The 23,320-nt window shown below is 71.1% G+C and carries 18 protein-coding genes; 2 read left to right on the forward strand and 16 right to left on the reverse strand.

All coding sequences use genetic code 11. The annotated features are described in order from the left end of the window. The 10 genes from ACFVJX_RS14695 to ACFVJX_RS14740 all read right to left on the reverse strand — a co-directional run. Window positions 1-300: flavodoxin-dependent (E)-4-hydroxy-3-methylbut-2-enyl-diphosphate synthase (locus ACFVJX_RS14695; protein ID WP_385744737.1), on the reverse strand; the 300-nt coding region annotated here is incomplete at its 3' end. 184 nt (window positions 301-484) lie between these two features. Further along, window positions 485-1,795 carry a M50 family metallopeptidase gene (locus ACFVJX_RS14700; RefSeq protein WP_384136857.1) on the reverse strand — a complete coding sequence of 437 codons (1,311 nt, stop codon included), beginning with the start codon at window positions 1,793-1,795 and terminating at the stop codon, window positions 485-487. Beyond that, the gene (dxr, locus tag ACFVJX_RS14705; protein WP_384136859.1) at window positions 1,792-3,054 is read right to left on the reverse strand and encodes a 1-deoxy-D-xylulose-5-phosphate reductoisomerase; all 1,263 of its coding nucleotides are present in this window, start codon (window positions 3,052-3,054) and stop codon (window positions 1,792-1,794) included. The genes ACFVJX_RS14700 and dxr overlap by 4 nt, the downstream gene beginning before the upstream one ends. 73 nt (window positions 3,055-3,127) lie before the next feature. Next, on the reverse strand, window positions 3,128-3,892 hold the full coding sequence (locus ACFVJX_RS14710) for a hypothetical protein (RefSeq protein WP_384136861.1): 765 nt from the start codon (window positions 3,890-3,892) through the stop codon (window positions 3,128-3,130). A 78-nt stretch (window positions 3,893-3,970) separates the two neighbouring features. Continuing rightward, window positions 3,971-4,465, reverse strand: coding sequence for a nucleotidyltransferase domain-containing protein (locus tag ACFVJX_RS14715; protein ID WP_384136863.1), 495 nt, complete (start codon window positions 4,463-4,465; stop codon window positions 3,971-3,973). 22 nt (window positions 4,466-4,487) lie between these two features. Then, entirely contained in the window at window positions 4,488-5,732 is a 1,245-nt protein-coding gene (gene aroA, locus ACFVJX_RS14720) for a 3-phosphoshikimate 1-carboxyvinyltransferase (protein ID WP_384195836.1), read from the reverse strand. Between the two features lie 85 nt (window positions 5,733-5,817). After that, a complete protein-coding gene (locus ACFVJX_RS14725) occupies window positions 5,818-7,779 on the reverse strand; it encodes an acyl-CoA dehydrogenase family protein (protein WP_384131534.1) in 1,962 nt (653 codons plus the stop codon). A gap of 249 nt (window positions 7,780-8,028) precedes the next feature. Continuing rightward, window positions 8,029-9,474, reverse strand: a complete 1,446-nt coding sequence (locus ACFVJX_RS14730) for an aldehyde dehydrogenase family protein (protein WP_384131531.1) — start codon at window positions 9,472-9,474, stop codon at window positions 8,029-8,031. 235 nt (window positions 9,475-9,709) lie between these two features. Then, a complete protein-coding gene (locus ACFVJX_RS14735; protein ID WP_384131528.1) occupies window positions 9,710-11,275 on the reverse strand; it encodes a PucR family transcriptional regulator in 1,566 nt (521 codons plus the stop codon). Window positions 11,276-11,396: 121 nt separating this feature from the next. Next, window positions 11,397-13,895, reverse strand: coding sequence for an ATP/GTP-binding protein (locus tag ACFVJX_RS14740; RefSeq protein WP_384131525.1), 2,499 nt, complete (start codon window positions 13,893-13,895; stop codon window positions 11,397-11,399). 244 nt (window positions 13,896-14,139) lie between these two features. Between ACFVJX_RS14740 and gabT the strand changes: the two genes are divergently transcribed. Together gabT and ACFVJX_RS14750 are read left to right on the forward strand one after the other, a co-directional pair. Beyond that, the gene (gene gabT / locus ACFVJX_RS14745; protein ID WP_384131522.1) at window positions 14,140-15,480 is read left to right on the forward strand and encodes a 4-aminobutyrate--2-oxoglutarate transaminase; all 1,341 of its coding nucleotides are present in this window, start codon (window positions 14,140-14,142) and stop codon (window positions 15,478-15,480) included. A gap of 211 nt (window positions 15,481-15,691) precedes the next feature. Further along, entirely contained in the window at window positions 15,692-16,537 is an 846-nt protein-coding gene (locus tag ACFVJX_RS14750) for a phosphatase PAP2 family protein (RefSeq protein WP_384131519.1), read from the forward strand. Here ACFVJX_RS14750 and ACFVJX_RS14755 read toward each other — a convergent pair. From ACFVJX_RS14755 to ACFVJX_RS14780, 6 genes are all read right to left on the reverse strand, one after another. After that, complete coding sequence (locus ACFVJX_RS14755) at window positions 16,488-18,317, reverse strand: chitinase (protein ID WP_384131516.1); 1,830 nt, start codon at window positions 18,315-18,317, stop codon at window positions 16,488-16,490. The two genes, ACFVJX_RS14750 and ACFVJX_RS14755, sit on opposite strands and share 50 nt — an antisense overlap. 88 nt (window positions 18,318-18,405) lie before the next feature. Next, window positions 18,406-18,864 (reverse strand): hypothetical protein, encoded by a 459-nt coding sequence (locus ACFVJX_RS14760; protein ID WP_384131513.1) that lies wholly within the window; start codon window positions 18,862-18,864, stop codon window positions 18,406-18,408. Between the two features lie 137 nt (window positions 18,865-19,001). Continuing rightward, window positions 19,002-20,417: an NAD(P)/FAD-dependent oxidoreductase gene (locus tag ACFVJX_RS14765; RefSeq protein ID WP_384131510.1), complete on the reverse strand. Its 1,416-nt coding sequence runs from the start codon at window positions 20,415-20,417 to the stop codon at window positions 19,002-19,004. 23 nt (window positions 20,418-20,440) lie between these two features. Next, window positions 20,441-21,244 (reverse strand): ABC transporter permease, encoded by an 804-nt coding sequence (locus tag ACFVJX_RS14770; RefSeq protein ID WP_384131507.1) that lies wholly within the window; start codon window positions 21,242-21,244, stop codon window positions 20,441-20,443. Next, window positions 21,244-22,170 carry an ABC transporter permease gene (locus ACFVJX_RS14775; protein ID WP_384131504.1) on the reverse strand — a complete coding sequence of 309 codons (927 nt, stop codon included), beginning with the start codon at window positions 22,168-22,170 and terminating at the stop codon, window positions 21,244-21,246. The genes ACFVJX_RS14770 and ACFVJX_RS14775 overlap by 1 nt, the downstream gene beginning before the upstream one ends. Then, a complete protein-coding gene (locus ACFVJX_RS14780) occupies window positions 22,167-23,315 on the reverse strand; it encodes an ABC transporter ATP-binding protein (RefSeq protein ID WP_384131501.1) in 1,149 nt (382 codons plus the stop codon). The genes ACFVJX_RS14775 and ACFVJX_RS14780 overlap by 4 nt, the downstream gene beginning before the upstream one ends. Window positions 23,316-23,320 lie beyond the last annotated feature (5 nt).

Below are 23,320 nucleotides of genomic sequence, written 5' to 3' on the forward strand. Positions count from 1 at the left end.
CGGCTGGAAGTGAATATCCGCGATCACCGGGATCTGCGACTTCGAAGCGATCGTCCTGAGCGCGTCCGCATCATCCTGCGTCGGGCACGCCACCCGCACGATCTGACAACCCGACGCCGTCAGCTCCGCGATCTGCTGCAACGTCGCACCGATGTCCGACGTACGCGTCGTCGTCATCGACTGCACCGAAACCGGCGCGTCCCCACCGACCGCCACCGACCCGACCTGGATCTTGCGGCTGACCCGCCGTACGGCGAGCTGAGTCGGAACGGTAGGCATTCCGAGAGAAATCGCAGTCATGCGCTGAGCATCCCCAAGGTGTGGATCAAGGTCCCGAGATCGGCGGGCTCCGACCTTCGAGGTTACGGCACCGAGGACAACCTGAGGCACACGGCATCCGGCGCCCGCACAAAATGTGGGCGACCGGACGCATCACGCGCATCCGACGTCACTCGGGATACAGCAGGCACATCCGTCGCGCCGGTCAGGAGATCTTGACCGGATTGACGACATCGGCCACCAGCACGAGCAGGGTGAAGCAGATGAACATCCCGGCCACGACATAGGCGACGGGCATCAGCTTGGCGACGTCGAACGGGCCGGGGTCGGGGCGCTGGAAGATCCGCGCCGCGTTGCGCCGGATCGCCTCCCACAGCGCTCCCGCGATGTGACCGCCGTCGAGCGGCAGCAGGGGCAGCATGTTGAAGAGGAACAGCGAGAGGTTGAAGCCGGCCAGCAGGAACAGCATCATCGCGATCTGGTTCTGCGCCGGGACGTCCAGCGTCATCACCTCGCCGCCGATCCTGGCCGCGCCGACGACGCCGACCGGGGAGTCGGCCGCACGGTCGCCGTCCGAGAAGGCCGCGCTCCAGAGCGCGGGGATCTTGGACGGCAGGTCGATGATCGAATCGACGCCGTTCTCGATCATGTCGCCCATGCGGACGACCGAGTCACCGAAGGAGAGCGGCACGATCTCCGTCTGCGCCGCGAATCCGAGGTAGCCGGCGGAGACGAACTTGCCGGGGATGACCTCGCCGTCGGAGTCCTTCTTCGCCACCGCGTTCTTCCTGAGCACGGCGTGCAGGGTCTGCTCCTGGCCGCCGCGCTGGACGGTGATGGTGGCGGGGCCGATCGTGTCGCGGATCCGGTCGGAGAGCGTGGACCACTTGTCGATCTTCGTGCCGTTGAAGGCGACGATCTTGTCGCCCTCCCGCAGTCCGGCTGCCTGGGCGGGCGAGACCGGGTCGGACGACTTGCAGGTCTCGCGGTTCTCGCTCTGCGAGATCACGCACTTCTGGACGCCGGCGACCTGGGTCGTCTGGGTCTGGAACCCGAAGGTCATGGCCACGCCGAGGAAGATCACGACGGCCAGGATCAGGTTCATGAACGGCCCGGCGAACATGACGATCATGCGCTTCCACGGCTTGCGCGTGTAGAAGAGCCGCTTCTCGTCGCCCGGTTCCAGCTCCTCGAAGGCCGCCGACCTGGCGTCCTCGATCATGCCGCGCCACGGCGAGGTGGAACGCGCCTCGATCCGGCCGTCGAGCCCCGGGGGGAACATCCCGATCATGCGGATGTAGCCGCCCGCCGGGATCGCCTTGAACCCGTACTCCGTGTCGCCCTTCTTGCGCGACCAGATCGTCGGGCCGAAGCCGACCATGTACTGGGGTACGCGGATACCGAAGAGCTTCGCGGTCGAGAGGTGACCCAGCTCGTGCCAGGCGATGGAGAACAGCAGTCCGATGACAAAGACGGCGATACCCAGAACGGTCAACAGGACCGACGTCATACTCATGCGCGCGCCTCCGCTGCGGCCTCGGCCGAGAGTTCCCGGGCCCGGGTCCGTGCCCAGGCCTCCGCTTCAAGGACGTCCGCGACGGTGAGGGAAGTTCCCGTCGGGGGCGTTCCGTGTTCGGCCACCACCGCGGTGACGGTGTCCATGATGCCGTTGAATGCCAGCCGGCCGTCGAGGAACGCGTCCACGCACTCCTCGTTGGCGGCGTTGAACACCGCCGGCGCGGTGCCGCCCAGGGCCCCGACGTGGCGGGCGAGCCCGACCGACGGGAAGGCCTCGGTGTCCAGCGGGAAGAACTCCCAGGACGAGGCCTTCGACCAGTCGAAGGCGGGGGCCGCGTCGGGTACGCGCTGCGGCCAGCCGAGGCCGATGGCGATCGGCCCGCCCATGTCGGGCGGGGTCGCCTGGGCGAGGGTGGAGCCGTCGGTGAACTCCACCATGGAGTGGACATACGACTGGGGGTGGACCACGACCTCGATCCGGTCGAACGGGATGTCGTAGAGGAGATGGGCCTCGATGACCTCGAGGCCCTTGTTGACCAGGGTCGCCGAGTTGATCGTGATGACCGGCCCCATGGCCCAGGTCGGGTGCGCGAGGGCCTGTTCCCTGGTGACGTCCCCGAGCTCGCTCCTGGTGCGTCCGCGGAACGGGCCGCCGGACGCGGTGACGACGAGCTTGCGCACATCGGCGCGCTTGCCCGCCGCGAGCGCCTGGAAGAGAGCGGCGTGCTCGGAGTCGACCGGGATGATCTGCCCGGGCGCGGCCAGCGCCTTGACCAGCGGGCCGCCGACGATCAGCGACTCCTTGTTGGCCAGTGCCAGGGTGCGGCCCGCCCTGAGCGCGGCCAGCGTCGGGGCGAGGCCGATCGAACCCGTGATGCCGTTGAGCACGGTGTGGCAGTCACCGGCCGCCAGCTCCGTTGCCGCTTCGGGCCCGGCCAGGATCTCGGGGATCGGCTCGCCCGGCCCGTACTCGTGCAGCAGCGCCTCGCGCAGGGCGGGCACCGCTTCGGGAGAGGCGACCGCGACCGTACGCACCCGCAGCAGGCGGGCCTGTTCGGCGAGGAGGGGGACCCGGCCGCCCGCCGCGGAGAGCGCGGTGACACGGAAGCGGTCGGGATTGCGCAGCACCAGGTCGATGGCCTGGGTGCCGATGGACCCGGTGGAGCCGAGGATGACGAGATCCCGGCGTCCTTCCACGGCGTCGAAGACGAGGTGCGGGTCGGCGAGGGGGGCGGGGCTGTCGCTCATGGCCCCCATTGTTGCCGCATCCGCTGTGTGCGTGGACCGCGCGCCCCGCGCGCCGGGTCGTGGCTGCTCGCTCACCGGGGCCTCAGGCCTTGGCCGCGCGGAACTTCGACCACTGCGCGGCCATGATCTCGGGCGGCACCCCGCCGATGTCCTTGGTGGAGCTGATCTCCGCGCGGAAGGCGAGAGTGGTGGAGCCGGAGCGGACGACGGTGAGGTACTCGTACAGCTTCTCCTTCCCCTTCACGTCGAGGATGGTGAAGCGGTAGGCCTTCGCCCCGTCGGTCTCGGCCGCGAAGGCGGGGGCCTTGGCCGGCTCGACCTCCAGGTACTTGGCACGGGCGACGGCCCGCTGTTCGGTGAAGCCTCCGGCGCAGTCCTTGCCTGCCTTGTCGAGTGCCTTCATGACGGTTTCGGCCCCGCCCTTGCCGTAACTGCGCAGGGTGATGTCGGTGGTGACACCGAGCATCTCGGCGGGGATGTCGGCCTTGCGCTGCACCTGGGCGGTGGGGTCGGGGTCGCTGACCTCCGCGGCGAGGCTGACGAGCGGCTGGCAGCCTGCCGGCTGCGCGGTGTAGGCGTCGCCGAGGGGGCCGTCGAGGGCGTACTCGGACGCGGTGTACGTGCCGACCTTCTCGCCGTCGGTGAAGGAGGCTGCCGTCAGTCGTGCCTCGTCTGCCGCGCCGGGCGCGGAGGCCCGGTCCGAGGCCTTGCCGTCCTTGTCCGCACCGGCGGAGCCGCCCGCGCTGTCGTCGTCACTGCCGCAGGCGGTCAGGCCCAGAGCCATCGCGGCCGCGATCGCGACGACTGCCGTCCGGCGCCGTCCCCGCACGTTCCTCGCCCCGTACATTCCTGTCCCCATTCGCTGTCGTCCCGTCGTCCGTCGTGCTGCCGACCGACGCCCGATTGTGCTGCATGCCGGCCGGGTTCAGAAATGCGTGGCCACGCCGAACACCCTGCGGAGCTGTGCCATGTCGTGCAGATCGGCCGGCCCGGGCTCGTACCCCTGGTGGAAATCGACCTGCTGACGGGCCGAGATGCAGCGCACCGGCGTGCCGTCCACGGTGCCGGTGACGAAGCACTCCGCCGGGTAGCGGAAGGGCTGATCGGGGTCGAACGACGACTGGACCGCCGAGCCGTCCGGCGCGAACCGCAGGGGGTGCAGATCGATTTCGGGACCGGCGGGGTGGCTGAGGACGAACCGCACGGGGCGCCGGTCGAGGGTCTGCGCGTAACCGGCCGCCGTCAGGGCGGCGACGAGGGCGGGTTCCTGTTCGTGGCGGTGCAGCAGGTCGAGGTCCCTGTGGCCGCGGGTCTCCTCGCCGATCAGCGCGTCGATCCCCCAGCCGCCGGCCAGCACCACATCCGCGCCGGCCCCGCGCAGCACCGACAGGACGGACAGCACGTCGGATGCGGACATCATGCCGGGGAGCCTATCCCTCCGGTCAGGCCGTGAGCTTCGCGAATTCGGCGAACTCCTCGTGGAAGCGCGGGAAGGTCTTGCGTACGCAGCCCGGGTCGTCGTAGGTGATGCCGGGGGTCCGCAGACCGGCGACGGCGAACGACATGACGATGCGGTGGTCGCCGTGGGTGGCGATCTCGGTGGCCCGCGGCGTGCCGGGCAGGATCTCTATCCAGTCCGGACCCGTCGCGACGGTGATGCCCATCCGCCGCAGGTTCCCGGCGCACGCCTCCAGCCGGTCGCACTCCTTCACCCGGGTGTTGCCGACGTCCTCGATGCGCACCGGCCCGGAGGCGTGGGGGGCGATCGCGGCCAGTGTCGGCATGGTGTCGGAGATGTCGCGCATGTTGACGGTGAGGCCGCGGAGCGTCCCGGTGGAGCGGACGGTGGTGGAGCGGGCGTCCATGTGCACCTCGGCGCCCATCCGTCGCAGCACGTCGACGAACCGCAGGTCCCCCTGGAGTGCGTCCTTCCCCAGCCCGGGGACGGTCACCTCCCGGCCGGTGAGGGCCGCCGCGGCGAAGAAGTAGCTCGCGGTGGAGGCGTCCGGCTCGACGGCGTACGTGGTGGCCCGGTAGCCGCCGGGCGGCACGGTGAACACGTTGTCACCGGGGCCGCCGCGGCCGACCTCGACCCCGAAGCTCCGCATCATCGCCAGGGTGATCTCGATGTAGGGCGCCGACACCAGATCGGTGACGTCGATCCGGAGCCCCTCGGCCGTCAGCGGTCCGAGCATCAGGAGCGCGGTGAGGTACTGGCTGGACTGTCCGGCGTCCAGTGTCAGTTCGCCGCCCTTGATGCCCGCGGCGCTGATCCGCAGCGGGTGGTGGCCCTCGGCCTCCTCGTGGTGGAGGTCGACACCGAGTGCCCGCAGCGCCTCGGTGAGCGGGGCGAGAGGGCGGCGGCGCATCTGCGCGGAGGCGTCGAAACGGTAGCTGCCGCTCGTGCCGGCCGCGGCGAGGGTCGGCAGGAAACGGGCCGTGGTCGCCCCGTCACGGCAGTGGATGTCGGCCTCGGCGGCGGCGGGGCCGGCCGGGCGTCCCACGACGCGCCAGCGGTCCGCCTCCCGCGCCACCTCGTAGCCGAGGCCGGTCAGCCCTTCGGCGAAGCCTTCGGTGTCGTCCGAGATCAGCGGACGTACGAGCGTGCTGGTGCCGTTCGCGGCGGCGGCCAGGAAGAGGGCGCGCGCGGTGACGGACTTGGAGCCGGGGACGTGGATGACGGTCACGGTCGCTCATCCTGCCGTGCCGCACGCGTGGTGGCGGGGCGCGTCCAACGAGTGGACGCGCCCCGCCGGGTCCTGCGTCAGGGGCTCAGCGGATCGGCCGGTGGACGTTGTCCCGGGTGGAGGCGCCCGGGGTGGCGTCGGCGATCCACGGGCCTTCGCCGCTCGGGTCGACGATGCCCTCCTCCAGCCAGGTGTACGTGCCCGACAGGACGCCGTCGACCACGCGCCTGTCCAGGTCGTCGGTGTTGGACCACAGCCGGGTGAAGAGCTCCTCGACCCGGACACGGGACTGGTGGCAGAACGCGTCGGCGAGCTGGTAGGCCTCACGGCCGTGGTCGTCGTCGCCGCGCAGGAGCTCGGCCCGGACGCAGGCGGCGCTCATCGCGAAGAGTTCCGCGCCGATGTCGACGACCCGGCCGAGGAAGCCCTGCTTGGTCTCCATCCGGCCCTGCCAGCGCGACATGGCGTAGAAGGTGGAGCGGGCCAGCTTGCGGGAGGAGCGTTCGACGTAGCGCAGGTGTCCGGACAGGTCGGCGTGGCCCGCGGGGTTGAACTCCGCGTAGGTGCCGGGGACCTGTCCGGGTCCGGCGACGAGCTTGGGCAGCCACCGGGCGTAGAAACCCGCGGCGTTCGCGCCGGCCTTCGCCTTGGCGGAGAACGGCTTGTCGGGGTCGATGATGTCCCCGGCGACCTTCAGGTGGGCGTCGACGGCCTCCCGGGCGATCAGCAGGTGCATGATCTCCGTCGAGCCCTCGAAGATCCGGTTGATGCGCATGTCCCGGAGCATCTGCTCGGCGGGGACGGCCCGTTCGCCGCGTGCGGCGAGGGAGTCCGCCGTCTCGAAGCCCCGGCCGCCGCGGATCTGGACGAGCTCGTCGGCCATCAGACAGCCCATCTCGGAGCCGTACAGCTTGGCGAGCGCGGCCTCGATCCGGATGTCGTTGCGGTTCTCGTCGGCCATCTGGGAGGAGAGGTCGACGACCGCTTCCAGGGCGAAGGTGGTCGCGGCGATGAAGGCGATCTTCGAGCCGACCGCCTCGTGCCGGGCGACCGGCCTGCCCCACTGCTCGCGGACCGCCGACCACTCGCGGGCGATCTTCAGACACCACTTCCCGGAGCCGACGCACATGGCGGGCAGCGAGAGCCGGCCGGTGTTGAGGGTGGTGAGCGCGATCTTGAGCCCGGCGCCCTCCGGCCCGATCCGGTTCGCCGCGGGGACGCGGACCCGGTGGAAACGGGTGACGCCGTTCTCCAGGCCGCGCAGGCCCATGAACGCGTTGCGGTTCTCCACGGTGATGCCCGGGGAGTCCGCCTCGACCACGAAGGCGGTGATGCCGCCCTTGTGGCCGTCGGACTTCGGGACCCGGGCCATGACGACGAGCAGGTCGGCGACGACCCCGTTGGTCGTCCACAGCTTCACGCCGTCGAGCACGTAGTCCGAGCCGTCCGGGACGGCGGACGTCGCGAGGCGTGCCGGGTCGGACCCGACGTCGGGCTCGGTGAGGAGGAACGCCGAGATGTCGCTGCGGGCGAGCCGGGGCAGGAAGGTGTCCTTCTGCTCCTGGCTGCCGAAGACCTTCAGCGGCTGCGGCACACCGATGGACTGGTGGGCGGAGAGCAGGGCGCCGATCGCCGGGCTGGCGGAACCGACCAGGGCGAGGGCCCTGTTGTAGTACACCTGCGTCAGGCCGAGACCGCCGTACTTGACGTCGATCTTCATGCCCAGCGCGCCGAGCTCCTTGAGGCCGTTGACCACCTCGTCGGGGATCCTGGCCTCGCGCTCGATCAGGGCGCCGTCGATCCTGGTGTCGCAGAACTCGCGCAGCCGGGCGAGGAACTCCTCGCCGCGCCGGACGTCCTCGCCGGCCGGCAGCGGATGCGGGTGGATCAGGTTGAGACGGAAGCGGCCCAGGAAGAGTTCCTTGGCGAAACTGGGCTTGTGCCAGTCCCGTTCACGCGCGTCCTCGGCCACTTGGCGCGCTTCGCGCTCGGAGACCTTGGGCGTGTGCTGGTGTGCGGAGGGTCGTTGTGCGGATGGTGCGGACATGAGGAGCTCACCTCGCCGCGTCGTCGTCGGGTGGGTGGTCCGGCAGACCCACGGACGGCCCGGTGTGCGGGCCCGCCGACGCGTATCGACCGGTTCTACTCGTCCGTATGTACCCGATTCCTGCCGTTGCCACCATCCTCGGGACTCCGATCGGGTCGGCCGCCACTCCAGTGGCCATCCCCGCTCGCGGAATCCCGGAACGGCCGGATCCCACCGCGCGGGGATCCGGCCGTTCGTCCGCCGGGACGGCTACAGGGCGAGGCCGGTGAGGACCAGGACACGCTCGTAGGTGTAGTCGTCCATGGCGTACCGGACGCCCTCCCGGCCGACGCCGGACTGCTTGGTGCCGCCGTACGGCATCTGGTCCGCACGGTACGAGGGGACGTCGCCGATGATCACGCCGCCGACCTCCAGCGCGCGGTGGGCGCGGAAGGCGGTCTGCAGGTCGTGGGTGAACACGCCTGCCTGGAGGCCGTACTTGGAGGAGTTGACGGAGGCGAACGCCTCGGCCTCGCCGTCCACCCTCTGCACCGAGAGGACCGGTCCGAAGACCTCCTCGCAGGAGAGGCTGACGCCGTCGGGGAGCTCGGTGAGTACGGTCGGCGCGTAGCTCGCCCCGTCCCGCCTGCCGCCGGTGAGCAGCTTGCCGCCGGCCTCCACCGCCTCGTCGACCCAGGACTCGACGCGCTTGGCCGCGTCCTCGCTGACCAGCGGGCCGACGTCGGTGGCGGCGTCGGACGGGTCTCCAGTGACCTGGGCCTCGACCGCGGCGACGATCTTCGGGAGAAGCCGGTCGTAGACCGCGGCGTCCGCGATGACGCGCTGCACCGAGATGCAGGACTGGCCGCCCTGGTAGTTGGAGAAGGTCGCGATACGGGTCGCGGCCCAGTCCAGGTCCTCCTCGGAGGCGTAGTCGCCGAGGACGACCGCGGCGCCGTTGCCGCCGAGCTCCAGGGTGCAGTGCTTGCGCGGCACGGAGTCCATGATCGAGTAGCCGACGGGGGCGGAGCCGGTGAACGAGATCACGGGCAGCCGCTCGTCCTGCACCAGGGCGGGCATCCGGTCGTTGGGGACCGTCAGGACGGACCAGGAGCCGGCCGGCAGGTCGGTCTCGGCCAGCAGCTCGCCCAGGATGAGCGACGAGATCGGGGTGGCCGGGGCGGGCTTGAGGATGATCGGGGCACCGACGGCGATGGCCGGGGCCACCTTGTGCGCGCTGAGGTTCAGCGGGAAGTTGAAGGGTGCGATGCCGAGGACGGTGCCGCGCGGGAAGCGGCGGGTCAGGCCGAGCCGTCCCGTACCACCGGCGTCGGTGTCCAGGCGCTGGGCGTCGCCGCTGTTGAACCGGCGGGCCTCCTCGGAGGCGAAGCGGAACACCGAGACGGCCCGGCCGACCTCGCCGCGCGCCCACTTGATGGGCTTGCCGTTCTCTGCGGAGATCACCTGGGCGATCTCCTCGGTGCGCTCCGTCAGGCGCCGTGCCACGTGGTCGAGCGCGGCGGCGCGGACGTGGGCCGGGGTCGCGGCGAACTCGTCGCGCACGGCGTGGGCCGCGGCGACGGCCTCCTCGATCTGGGCCTCGGTCGGCACGCCGACGGTTCCGACGGGACGGCCGTCCCAGGGGCTGGTGACGTCGAGGGTTTCCTCGCCGGTGGCCTCGCGGCCGGCCAGCCAGAAGGCGTGGGTGGAGGTCATGGAGGTTCCGGCCCTTCGACGTCGTGGGTGTTCCGTCCCCCACCGTAGGGCCGGGCCCCGCGCCTGGCGTTTGTCCGGCGTGGAGCAGAGGTGCTCCGGGACGCGCCGGTTTGTCGGATGAACCCGTGGTTGCTCGAAAAGCCCGGGGAAAGGCCCTGGGACGTGCTTGGAAATCGGAAAGCAGGGGCAGGGCGGGGTTTCGAAAGCAGGGACAGGCGGGGCCTTCGAGCAGGTCCTAGGACACCGTCGGGGGGCTGGTGACCTTGAGGGCCAGCCAGAGTTCCATCCGGGTGTCCGGATCGTCCAGGGAACGGCCGAGGATCTCCTCCACCCTGCGCATGCGGTAGCGCAGGGTGTGCCGGTGCACCCCCAGGTCCGCGGCCGCGGCGTCCCACTGGCCGTGGTGGGAGAGCCAGGCCCGCAGGGAGGCGACCAGGTCGCCGCGGCCCTTGGTGTCGTGCTCGTACAGGGCGCGGAGCATGGCGTCGGCGAAGGCCCGTACGGCGTCGTCCGCGAGCAGCGGGACGACCGATCCGGCCGCCAGCTCCTCGTGCTCGACCAGGGCCCTGCCCCGTCTTCGGGCCACCGACAGCGCCTGCTCGGCCTGCTTGTACGCGGCCGAGACGGCGATCGGCCCGGCGGGGGCGGAGAGGCCCACGACCACGACGGTGTCCTCCGCCGGTTCGTGCGCGGGCCGTTCCTCCTGGGCCTGCGTGTAGGTGGTGCAGGCGCCGACGGCGGCGCCGCCGTCGGCGGCCAGGACGACGAGGCGTTCACCCTCGGGCACCATCAGCACGGTCTCGCCCGACCGGGCGGCCGCGGTCTCCATGGCCTCGGCCAGCCGCGCGGTGGTGGAGGGTTCGGAGGCTTCGGCGATGAGCAGCCGGAACGGCGCGTCCAGCAGCCCGCCGTACAGATCCCCGGCGACGCCGCGCGCGTGGTCGGGCTGGCCGGCGAGCAGCATGCGCAGCACCGCCGCGCCCAACCGCTGTTCGGCGCCCTGGAGCGATCGGGAGCGGGCGGTGGTGAGGGTGAGCAGGGCGACCGCCGAGTGCACGGCGTAACGCTCCGCGGTGCCGAGTGCCGCCCCGGTGCCGACGGCGAGTGCGCCGCGGGCCCGGCGGCCGGTGCCCAGGGACTGGAGCTCGACCCGGTCGTCGGAGCCGCCGACGACCACGCTGGCGGGGGCCGGGCGGTCCCGCAGGCGCTCCACGTCCGGGGTGAGCCGGGCGGCGCGGCGGGCGGCCCAGTCGGGAGCCGCGGCCACGACGGCCCCCGAGGCGTCGTACAGCGCGGCCCAGCCGTCGACGTGGGCGGCGAGCCGGGTGAGGAGCTCAGCGGGCCCGTCCCCGGCGAGCGCCGCCCTGGTGAGTTCGCGCTGCGCCTCGAAACCGGCGGTCACGGCCCGGTACTGGTCGGCGGCGATCTCCGACGACACGGCCTTGGCGATGGCGATGAAGGGGGTGCGGCGGGGCACTTCGAGGAGCGGCAGCCCCGCTTCCTCGGCGGCGTCGATCACCGCCTTCGGCACCTCGTCGTAGTTGACACCCACGGCGAAGCCCACCCCGACGACCCCGGAGCCGGCCAGCCGCCGCACGTACCGCTGCATGGCCTCGGGGCTCTCGGCGTCGAGATTGGTCGCGGTGATCAGCAGCAGCTCACCGCCCTCCATGTAGGGAACGGGGTCGGCCAGCTCACTGGCGTGTGCCCAGCGCACGGGGACATCGAGCCGGTCCGCCCCCGCACGGACCGTGAGCTTGAGCGCCGAGTGCTGGGCGAGCGAGGCGAGAGTGGGGGGCATGGGACGGGCGACCTTTGGGAGGGGGCGTCGATTTCGCCGTCCCGTATGAACGGCTGTCGTCGATTCTGCCAGGGCGGCAGGGTTCCCGTAACCGCTCCCTGCGCTACTGCCGCGTAACCCCTCAGCTTCCCAAATCCACCAGGAGAGGGGGTGCGTGTTCGCCGTCGACGGTGGTCAGGGAGAGCACCGCGTGACCGGCCGGCAGTTCGTAGGCCAGTCCGGAGGCGGACCAGCGTTCCCGCTCGACCTGGCGCACGGTCACGGCGTCGGTGGTCACCGCCTTGCCGGTGGCCAGCTTCCGCAGGGCGTGCAGGGCGCGGGTGAGCGGCTGGTCGGCGAAGACGCCGTGCTGGGCGACCTCGCGGACCTCCACCCACTCCTTGCCCCAGGCCTCGGCGAAGCGTTTGCCGTCCCAGGTCGAGACGCCGGCGAAGGCCATGGCGCAGCCGACGGACCCGAGCAGGGCGGTGTGCAGCGCTTCGGGCACGTCGTCCAGAGTCCGCAGGGCCAGGACCGCGCCGGCGTTGACGGAGCGCAGCCGCCGGATCCCCCGGACGGTTTCGGCGGTGATGGCGTGCGTGGCGTCGTCCAGGACCAGACAGACGAACAGCGAGCGGTCCGAGCGGGCCGCGGCGATCGCGTTGAACTGGGCGAGGACGAGGCGGGCCAGCACCCGGGACGCCTCGGCGTGTGCCCGTTCCGGCAGATCGATGCGCACTCGCAGCGGGTGCTGTTCCAGGGACCGCAGCGAGAACGGCCGGGCGTCCTCGCCCGTGGAGAAGAACCCGGCGAAGGCCGGACGGTCGAGTGCGGCGATCCGGTCGGCCAGGACGGCGGCCGGGTCCCCCGAGCCGCCTGCCTGCCGGGCACGGGCGTCCAGCTCGCGCAGCATCGCGTGGTGGCCGCCGGACTCCAGGGCCTGGCGCAGGCGGGTCAGGGCGGTGACGGAGCCTTCGAGGAGCTCGCGGAGTTCGGGAACGCCGGGGAACCTGCCGTGCACGGTGCGGTAGGGGCCGAGAAGCTGGCCGAGGACGGTGCCAGCGCGGCGGCTGTCCAGTCCGGGGATGTCGCCGGCCAGTCCCTCCGCGAGGGCGATCGCGGCCTCGTCGGGGTCGGTCGTGCCGCCGTACAGGTCGAAGTCGTGTACGGACGCGGGGTCGCCGATCCTGACGACGACGTCGTAGGCCTCGTCGGGACCCAGCTGGGCGCCCGCCCCGCCGACGGCGAGCACCGCGGCCTGGCCGGTGAGCGCCCTGATGGCGAGGGACTCGATGACCGGCCGGACCACAGCGGCGGTCTTCCCCGAACCGGGTGGCCCCACCGCCAGCAGGGACGTTCCCAGCGAGGCGGGCTCCAGGGCCATGCCCGAACCGCGGCGCGGATAGGGGTTGCGCGGGTCGTCAGCACAGCCGCCGATCCGGACCTGGCCCGTGAGGGGGTCGTGCGGAGCGGTGCGCAGCGGCAGATCGCGGGCGCCCGACGGATGCATATAGGCGCCCGGACCCTTGCGCAGCACGGTGTCGGTGAAGGATTCGAGACGGTCGGGACGGGTCCGGGCGACGGCCCAGGCATGGCGCAGCCGTACGCAGTCGACGTCGTTCATCCGGCCGGTACGAACGGCTGCCGTCAGTGCCTCCGCGGCGTCCGGGCGCCCGGCGGCCCGCAGCTCGGGCCAGTCCGCCGGGGCCGGTCCGGCGGGTGCGGGGGCGGTCCCCGGCCGTGCGGGGACGGCCTGGGGCCGCTCCGGCTCCGGCTCCTGGTTACGCAGCCGCCGCAGGAAGGGGCCGAGCTCCGTCGACCACTGGCCGATCCGGGCGAACGGCCACACGATCGCGGTGCCGATCAGGGCGTAGAGCACGATCGAGACGAACAGGGCGGCGTACTGGTTCCCGCCGCCCTGCATCCAACTGGTGGGCACGGCCGGCAGGATCACGTCCGCCAGCGGCACCCGCCGGGTCCACACGAGCCACACGGTGAGGAGCGCCCCGGCCGCCGAGACCACGAACCTGGCCCGGTCCAGGCGCTCCCCCGCGTAGTAGCGGAAGAGATGCGCCCAGCCACCGATCCTGGCGGCCCAGAAGCCCAGGGCGAGGACCAGGATCTGGTAGTAGAGCGTGGTGGAGTTGACCACGAGCGGGGGCGCGTCCTCCCTCAGCCCGCCGAACACCCACCATTCGGGTCCGGTGATGATCTCGATCGGCTTGAACACATAGGGGACGGCACGTTCGGTGAGCAGCAGCCACAGCAGGAGCCACAGGACGAACGTGGCCGCTGGGCCCACCAGGGAGGGGCGCGGCGCCCGCTCGGGGGGCCTCGGCACGTAGGCGTAGCGCCACACACCGGGGTCGCTGTCGGGGCGCGGCGCGTTCAGCCAGTCGGCCGTCGGCGTACCGGCGGTGCCGTCCCGGCCGGGCTGGGCGGTGGGCCGGACCGGCGTCGTGGCGGTGGGCTCCGCCGCGGGCGGCGGAACGGTCGGGGGGAACGCGGGCGGCGCGACGGGGGGCGGGCCGGGCGGGATCGCCGGGGGCGGTCCGGCCGGCGCCGGCACCGGCCCGCTGCGGGCGTCCGGGGGCTGCGCACCCCGTGCGCCCCGGGCGCCGTGCGTGCCTTCGTTGTCCATGAACCGTTGCCCCCTGACCAGCCAGGTCCGACCGCTGCACCGGCCAATCTAGTGCGCGCACACGGGGAGTTCAGCAACGCGCCCGGATAGTGACGGTCCCGGGGCGGTGCGGCCCCGGGGCGCCTTCTGTCCGTCGCGGACAAGGACACGCCCCTCATCACTCCCGATCGGAGCATGCCCGAGCGCCGCCGCCGCCCCTAGCCTGCAGAAAGAGAAGCGTCCGAAACACCCCCAGGAGCCCCGCATGACCGCTATTCCGCAGGAGCGCCGCGTCGTCACCGCCATTCCCGGACCGAAGTCGGTGGAGCTGCAGGCCCGCCGCCTCGCGACGGTCGCCGCAGGTGTGGGCTCCACCCTGCCGGTGTTCACCGCCCGTGCCGGTGGCGGGATCGTCGAGGACGTGGACGGCAACCGGCTGATCGACTTCGGTTCCGGTATCGCCGTGACGTCGGTCGGCGCCTCCGCCGAGGCGGTGGTGCGCCGCGCGTCCGCGCAGCTCGCCGACTTCACCCACACCTGTTTCATGGTCACTCCGTACGAGGGGTACGTGGAGGTCTGTGAGCAGCTCGCCGAGCTGACGCCGGGCGACCACGCGAAGAAGTCGGCGCTGTTCAACTCGGGCGCCGAGGCCGTCGAGAACGCGGTGAAGATCGCCCGTGCCTACACCAAGCGCACCGCCGTCGTCGTCTTCGACCACGGCTACCACGGCCGGACCAACCTCACGATGGCGCTGACGGCGAAGAACATGCCGTACAAGCAGGGCTTCGGCCCGTTCGCCCCCGAGGTCTACCGGGTGCCGGTGGCGTACGGCTACCGCTGGCCGACGGGTGCGGAGAACGCCGGTGCGGAGGCGTCCGCGCAGGCCATCGACGAGATCACCAAGCAGATCGGCGCGGACAACGTCGCCGCGATCATCATCGAGCCGGTGCTCGGCGAGGGCGGGTTCATCGAGCCGGCCAAGGGCTTCCTCCCGGCGATCGCGCGGTTCGCCGAGGAGAACGGCATCGTCTTCGTCGCCGACGAGATCCAGTCCGGCTTCTGCCGCACCGGCCAGTGGTTCGCCTGCGAGGACGAGGGCATCGTCCCGGACCTGATCACCACCGCCAAGGGCATCGCGGGCGGCCTCCCGCTCTCCGCCGTGACCGGCCGCGCCGAGATCATGGACGCCGCGCACGCCGGCGGCCTCGGCGGCACGTACGGCGGAAACCCGGTCGCCTGCGCCGGTGCGCTCGGGGCGATCGAGACGATGCGCGAGCTGGACCTGAACGGGAGGGCGAAGCGGATCGAGGAGGTCATGAAGGGCCGGCTCGCCGAGATGCAGGCGAAGCTGCCGAACGGCGACCTCATCGGTGACATCCGCGGCCGCGGCGCCATGATCGCGATCGAACTGGTGAGGTCCGGCACCAAGGACCCGAACCCGGAGGCGGCCGCGCAGCTCGCGAAGGCGTGCCACGCCGAGGGCGTCCTCGTCCTGACCTGTGGCACGTACGGCAACGTCCTGCGCTTCCTGCCGCCGCTGGTGATCGGCGAGGACCTGCTGGTCGAGGGGCTCGACGTCATCGAGCAGGCCTTCGCCACGGTCTGATCCCGGCGCGGTGCGCAAAAGCGTCGGCACGGCGCACGGAAGCGGCGCACGGAAGCGGCGCACGAAAGCGGCGCGCACGACGACGGCGCGGCGTTTTCTCCGGGGATGACCGGTGCCCGGGTGAGGGCCTGTGAAGAAGGTGTGCGGGGGCAATGGCGGGTTACCGTTCCCGCTGTCGGTCCCCCCATCGCCTGACGTACGGTTTCCGCAGATGAGAGAAACACCCCGCCCGCAGGGGACTGCGGGCGATACCGGGTCGGAGCTCCCCCAGCGCCGTCCTGGTTGTGCCTTCGCGCACACCACTGGAGCCTCGGGCTCCGGAACTCCTCACCGATCGGATGGCCGCCCGCCCCACACCCCCCGGGGCGCGCGGCACACCGGTCCCACCGTCCGCCCCGGAACAACCCCCCCTGTTCCGGGGCGGACGGCTCTTCTCCTCTCCGTGGTGTCGGGCCTGGGTGCCCTGTTCGCACTCACCACCTGGCAGATCGCGGCCGAGGGCCCGTTGCGCCGTCTCGACGAGCGCACCGGCCGCGCCCTCGTCGGCCACGGCCCGGCCCGGTTGACCGAATTCCTCGCCGACCTCGGCAACATGCAGGTCGCGCTCCCGGTGCTGGGCTGCGCGCTCGTCTGGTCGCTGGTGCGCGGTGCGCGCCGCGCACCGGTGGTCGCGGCGCTGACGATGGCCGCCGTGCCGCTGCTCGTCGTGCCGCTCAAGGACTGGATCGCCCGCCCGGGGCCGCTGACCGATGCCACCGGTTACTACCCGTCGGGCCACGCGGCGACCGCCGCGGTGGCCTACGGAGCCGCGGCGCTGCTGCTCGCCCCTCATGTGGGACGCCGGTGGATGATGCCCGTCGCCGCTGTCCTGCTGACGGCGGCGACGGGCATCGGTCTGGTGCTGCGCGGCTATCACTGGCCGCTGGACGTGCTGGGCAGCTGGTTCCTGTGCGGGCTGCTGCTCCTCCCGCTGTTCCTCCTACCGCTGCGGCTCGGCCGCGGAGGACTCAGCCGCCGAAGTACGCGTCGAAGTTCTTCGAGAACTCCCAGTTGTTGAAGCGGTCCCAGTTGATCGACCAGGTCATCAGCCCGCGGAGCCCGGACCAGGTGCCGTGGGTGGCGTACGAGCCGCAGTCGGTCTTCTTCGTCAGGCAGTTCAGTGCCTTGGTGACCTCGGCGGGCGAGGTGTGGCCGTTGCCCGCCTGGGTGGAGGCCGGCAGACCGATCGAGACCTGGTCGGGGCGGAGCCCCGGGAAGACCTTGGTCCCGTCGCCCGCCACCGGGAAGCCGGCCAGCAGCATGTCGGTCATCGCGATGTGGAAGTCGGCGCCGCCCATCGAGTGGTACTGGCCGTCCAGACCCATGATGGAGCCCGAGTTGTAGTCCTGGACGTGCAGCAGGGTGAGGTCGTCGCGCAGGGCGTGGATGACCGGGAGGTAGGCGCCGGCGCGGGGGTCCTGGCCGCCCCACGGGCCCGATCCGTAGTACTGGTAGCCGAGCTGCACGAAGAAGGTCTCGGGGGCCATGGTCAGGACGAACTTCTCGCCGTACTTGGCCTTGAGCGTCTTCACCGCGGAGATCAGGTTGACGATGACGGGGGTGGTGGGGCTCCGGAAGTCGGTGTCGCCGGTGTCCAGCGAGAGCGAGTGGCCCTCGAAGTCGATGTCCAGTCCGTCCAGACCGTACTCGTCGATGATCTTGCTGACCGAGGAGACGAAGGTGTCACGGGCGGCGGTGGTGGCGAGCTGTACCTGCCCGTTCTGGCCGCCGATGGAGATCAGGACCTTCTTCCCCGCGGCCTGCTTTGCCTTGATGGCGGCCTTGAACTCGGCCGCCGACTCGACGCCCGGGCACTCGGCCACCGGGCAGAGCGAGAACCGGATGTCCCCGGATGTGACGGAGGTCGGCTCGCCGAAGGCCAGGTCGATGACGTCCCAGGAGTCGGGCACGTCGGCCATCCGCGTGTAGCCGGAGCCGTTGGCGAAGCTGGAGTGCAGATAGCCGACGAGTGCGTGGGCCGGCAGGTCCGCGCTGCTCTCTCCCCCGCTGCCGCCCGCCGTGGTGGTGGCGGGGACGGCGGCCGACTTGGCGGACTCGCCCGCCGCGTTCGTGGCGGCGACCTGGAAGCTGTACGCCGTCGAGGCGGCGAGGCCCGTCACGGTCGCCGATGTGCCGGTGGTGGAGAGGACCTTCGCGCCTCCCCGGTAGACGTTGTACCCGGTGGCGCCTGCGGCGGCGGTCCAGGACAGCGGGACCGAGGACGTGGTGGGGGTGCCGGCCCTGAGCCCTGCGGGCACCGCCGGAAGCGAGACCGGGTCGCCGCCGGGGCCGACGAGGGTGAAGTCGTCGGCGTAGTACGCCGGGGTGCCGTACCAGCCGTGTGTGTACACGTTGACCGAGGTGGTGGACGCGCCCGTCCTGAACGTGGTGGTGAGCCGCGTCCAGTCGGAGGCGGACTGCGTCCAGGTGGACACGTCGGTGGTGCCCGTGCCGTCCGCGCCCAGGTAGACGTAGCTGCCCCGCACCCAGCTGCTGAGCGTGTACGTGGAGTCGGGCTCAACCCGGACGGTCTGGGAGCACTTGGCGTTGTCGCTGCCTGCCGGGGTCGCCATGAGCGCCTTGGTGCCGCCGTGCACGGGGGTGCTGACAGCGACTCCGCTGCCACCCGTACAGCTCCAGCCGTCCAGGCCCGCCTCGAAGTTTCCGTTGCGCGCCAGATCGACGTCGGCCGCCGCCGCGCTCGGCGCCGATGCTGCCAGGCCGCCGACGGCCAGCAGGGCCGCCGTGAAGGCGGCCAGAATTCCGGTAATGCGGGCGGGGGGTCCCGTGCGTTCCACAACGGCCTCCGTGCAAGGGGGAATTGAGTGTGGCGCGCACAACATGGTCCAGACCAATCAGGTTGTCAAGACCTCTGGCAGCAGCCGCCTAAACTCCGTCCCCCGAAGCGGCCCCTCCCGCGGCCTCGTGCATCGCGAGTTCCAGCAGTGTGGCGTCGGTGAGCGTGCCCGATCCGTCCGGCGGAATCAGCCAGCGCACCCCGCCCGCGGCCCGCCCCGGGTGGGGCACCACGATCCAGGCGCCCCGGCCGACGCCCCGGATTCCCGTGCCGATCCACCGGTCGACGGTGCCCGGCGGCACGAAGAACCCCATGCGGGCCTCGCCGAAGTCCGAGAGGACCGGCCCCGGCCGGTCGATGAGCCGGGTGAGCACGTCGAGCGTCGGATAGCCCAGCTCCGCCGGAAGGATCAGTACGTCCCAGCGCCGGCCGGCGGGAAGGAGCGCGATCCCCCGCGGATTGCGCTCCCACTCCCGCCGGCAGGCGTCCGGGTCCGGTGCCACCGACGCGAGCCACTCCACCGCTGCCTTGACCCCTGGGCCAGTCATGACCGCCTCCGTTCCGTTGCGTACCGGCAGGGAGTTGCCGGTGCGTTCACGGGAGAGAGCGGGGTCGGGCCGATCCATTACGCGGGTTCGGCTACCAATCGGTAGTGAAGTGGGTCACCCGGCGGCGGGGCCGCCGCTCAGCTGTCGAAGCCGAGCCCCATGCGGTCCATCGTGCGCAGCCACAGGTTGCGGTGGCCGCCGTTGGCGTCGGCCCTGGCCAGCGAGCGCTTCGTCAGCTCGATCCCGGCCCAGGCGAGGGGCTCCGGCGGGAACGGCATCGGCTTGCTGCGCACCATCTCCAGCGTCGTCCGCTCGGTCCGCCCGCCCGCGAGGAGGTCGAGCATGACGTCGGCCCCGAACCGGGTGGCTCCGACGCCGAGTCCGGTGTATCCGGCGGCATAGGCGACCCGGCCCTGATGGGCCGTGCCGAAGAACGCGGAGAATCTGGAGCAGGTGTCGATCGCACCGCCCCAGGCATGGGTGAAACGCACCCCGGCCAGTTGCGGGAAGCATTCGAAGAACTGTCCGGCGAGCTTCAGGAACGTTTCCGGCCGCTGGTCGAGATCGGCGCTGAGCCGGCCCCCGTAAGGATAGATCGCGTCGTATCCGCCCCACAGGATCCGGTTGTCGGCGGAGAGCCGGAAGTAGTGGAACTGGTTGGCGCTGTCACCGAGCCCCTGCCGGTTCCGCCAGCCGATGGCGGCGAGCTGGTCGGCGGTCAGCGGCTCCGTCATCAGCGCGTAGTCGTAGACCGGGACGGTGAACGGGCGCACCCGCTTCACGAGCGAGGGGAAGATGTTGGTGCCGAGGGCGACCCGGCGGGCGAGGACCCTTCCGTACGGGGTGCGGACCGCCATTCCGGTTCCGGTTCCGGCCAGTTCCAGTCCGCGGGTGTGCTCGTAGATCCGTACCCCCAGGTCGAGACAGGCCTGCTTCAGACCCCAGGCGAGCTTCGCGGGGTGCAGCATCGCGACCCCGCGCCGGTCCCAGAGACCGCCCAGGAATGTCGGTGAGTCGACTTCCGCGCGCAGGGCGTCCCGGTCGAGGAACTCCACCCCGCCGAATCCGTGCCGTTCGGCCTCCTGCTGCCATTCCCGCAGCTCTTCGAGCTGACGGGGCTGGGTGGCGACATCGATCTCGCCGGTCCGCTCGAACTCGCAGTCGATGGCGTAGCGGGCCACCGCCTCCTCGATGGCGTCGAGGTTGCGGGCGCCCAGCTCCTCCAGCTTCCTGATCTCGTCGGGCCAGCGCTCCAGTCCGTTGGGCAGCCCGTGGGTGAGCGAGGCGGCGCAGAATCCGCCGTTGCGGCCCGAGGCGGCCCAGCCCGTCTCGTGCCCCTCGATCAGGACGACATCGCGTTCCGGTTCGCGTTCCTTGGCGAGCAGCGCGGTCCACAGTCCGCTGTAGCCTGCGCCGATGACGAGGAGGTCGCAGTGCTCGTCGCCGGTGAGGGCGGGGAGCGCGTCGGGCCGGCCGGGGTCGTCCAGCCAGAACGAGACCGGCTTCGCGTCGGCGAGTGATCGGGCAGAGGTGCGCATGGCAACTGGGGCCATGGTTTCCAACTCCTTCGGGACTTTCAGGGTCGTGCGCCGTTCTTCCGCCGGTTCGCGATCAGCTGGCCGGCGAGAACCACCAGTACCGCGATGATGAACATCGCCGTACCGATGACGTTGATCTGCACGGGTGTGCCGCGCTGTGCCGATCCCCAGACGAACATGGGGAAGGTGACGGTCGAGCCCGCGTTGAAATTGGTGATGATGAAGTCGTCGAAGGAGAGCGCGAACGCGAGCAGCGCTCCCGCGGCGATTCCGGGGGCCGCGATCGGCAGGGTCACCCGTACGAAGGTCTGCACGGGCCCGGCGTACAGATCGCGGGCCGCTTCCTCCAGCCGGGGGTCCATCGACATGACCCGGGCCTTGACGGCCGTCACGACGAAGCTGAGGCAGAACATGATGTGGGCGATGAGGATCGTCCAGAAGCCCAGCTGCGCGCCCATGTTGAGGAACAGCGTGAGCAGGGACGCGGCCATGACGACCTCGGGCATCGCCATCGGCAGGAAGATCAGCGAGTTGATCGCGCCGCGCGCCCGGAAGCGGTAGCGGACCAGGGCGAACGCGATCATCGTGCCGAGCACGGTCGCGCCGACCGTGGCCCAGACGGCGATCTGGAGGGAGAGCGAGAGGGAGCCGCACATGTCGGCGACCCCGCAGGGGTCCTTCCAGGCGTCCGTCGAGAAGCGCTGCCAGGAGTAGTTGAACCGCCCGTTCGGCTTGTTGAAGGAGAACACCATGACGACGATGTTCGGCAGGATCATGTAGGCGAGGGTCAGCAGACCCGCGATGACGACCAGATGGCGTCGCAGCCGGCGCAGCAGGGGCATCAGACCAGGTCCTCCGTCCCGGAGCGGCGGATGTAGAGAGTGACCGCGATCAGGACGACCGCCATCAGGATGAAGGAGAGCGCGGCCGCCGTCGGGTAGTCGAGGACGCGCAGGAACTGGGTCTGGATCACGCTGCCGACCATCTTGGTGTCGGTGGAGCCCAGCAGTTCCGCGTTGACGTAGTCGCCGCTGGCCGGGATGAAGGTCAGCAGGGTCCCGGAGACGACGCCCGGCATGGAGAGCGGGAACGTCACCTTGCGGAAGGTGGTGGCGGGTGTCGCGTAGAGGTCCCTGGCCGCCTCGTGTAGCCGGCCGTCGATCCGCTCGAGCGAGGTGTAGAGCGGAAGGATCATGAACGGCAGGAAGTTGTACGTGAGTCCGCAGACCACCGCCATCGGTGTGGCCAGCACCCGGTTGGACTCGGTCCAGCCGAGCCAGCTGGTGACGTCCAGGACGTGCAGGGTGTTCAGCACGTCCACGACGGCGCCGCCGTCCGCGAGGATCGTCTTCCAGGCCAGGGTGCGGATCAGGAAGCTGGTGAAGAAGGGTGCGATGACGAGCACCAGCACCAGGTTGCGCCAGCGCCCTGCCTTGAAGGCGATGAGGTAGGCGAGCGGGTAGCCGAGCAGCAGACACAGGATGGTCGCGGTGCCCGCGTACAGCAGGGACCGGACGAACTGCGGGTAGTAGTCGGCCAGCGCGTCCCAGTACGTCCGGAAGTGCCAGGTGACCTCGAAGCCCTTCTCCAGGGACCCGGTCTGGACGGAGGTCGACGCCTGGTAGATCAGCGGCAGCGCGAAGAAGACCACGAGCCACAGGATGCCGGGCAGCAGCAGCCAGTAGGGGACGAGGCGCTTGCGGGTGGAGGGCTTGCGCGCCTGCGGCTCCTCGAGGGGAGCGGACGGCGCCTCCTGGGTGACGGTCACGCCGCGTCCTCCACCGTCTCCACACCGGCGGCGATGTCCTGGTCGGCGTCGAGTCCGAAGGTGTGCGCCGGGTTCCAGTGCAGGACGACCTCGGCCCCCGGGGTGAGCCTGGCGTCACGCTCGATGTTCTGCTCGTAGACCTGGAGCGACTTACCGGCCGGGCTCTCCACCACGTACTGCGTGGAGACGCCGATGAAGCTGGAGTCGACGATCCGTCCGGTGACCCGGTTGCGGCCCTCCGCTATCGCGTCCGCGTCGTCGCGGTGCGCGAGGGAGATCTTCTCGGGGCGGATGCCGAGGAGCAGCTTGCCGCCCTTCGCGGTCGGCGCGGGACATCGGCCGGCGGGCAGCCGCAGCTTCCCACCACTGGCCGATACGACGATGTCGGCGCCGGTGGAGACGACCTCGCCCTCGATGAGGTTCGAGGTGCCGAGGAAGTTGGCGACGAACGTCGTCCGCGGGTTCTCGTAGAGGTCGGCGGGGTCGCCGAGCTGCTCGACCCGGCCCGCGTTCATCACCGCGACGGTGTCGGCCATGGTCATGGCCTCCTCCTGGTCGTGGGTGACATGGACGAAGGTGATGCCGACCTCGGTCTGGATGCGCTTGAGTTCGAGCTGCATCTGGCGGCGCAGCTTGAGGTCGAGGGCGCCTAGCGGCTCGTCGAGGAGCAGTACCTGGGGGTGGTTGATCAGCGCGCGGGCGACGGCGACGCGCTGTTGCTGGCCGCCGGAGAGCTGGTGCGGTTTGCGCCGGGCGAAGTCGCCGAGCTGGACCAGCTCCAGCATGTCGTCGACCTGCTTCTTGACCGACTTGATGCCGCGCCTGCGCAGTCCGAAGGCGACGTTCTCCGTGATGTCGAGGTGCGGGAAGAGCGCGTAGCTCTGGAAGACGGTGTTGACGGGCCGCTTGTAGGGCGGGAGGTCGGTGATGTCCCGGCCGCCGAGCGAGATGGTGCCGGTGGTGGCCTCCTCCAGGCCCGCGATCATCCGCAGGGTGGTGGTCTTGCCGCAGCCGGACGCGCCGAGCAGCGCGAAGAAGGAGCCTTGCGGGACGGTCAGATCGAGCGGTCGGACGGCGGCGAAGGAGCCGTACGTCTTGCTGATCCCGGTGAGGCGGACGTCGCCGCCTGTCTGCTGCTGTGTCATGGATC

Origin of the sequence: Streptomyces sp. NPDC127177, from assembly GCF_042672475.1 — a bacterium.
Taxonomy (GTDB): Bacteria; Actinomycetota; Actinomycetes; order Streptomycetales; family Streptomycetaceae; genus Streptomyces.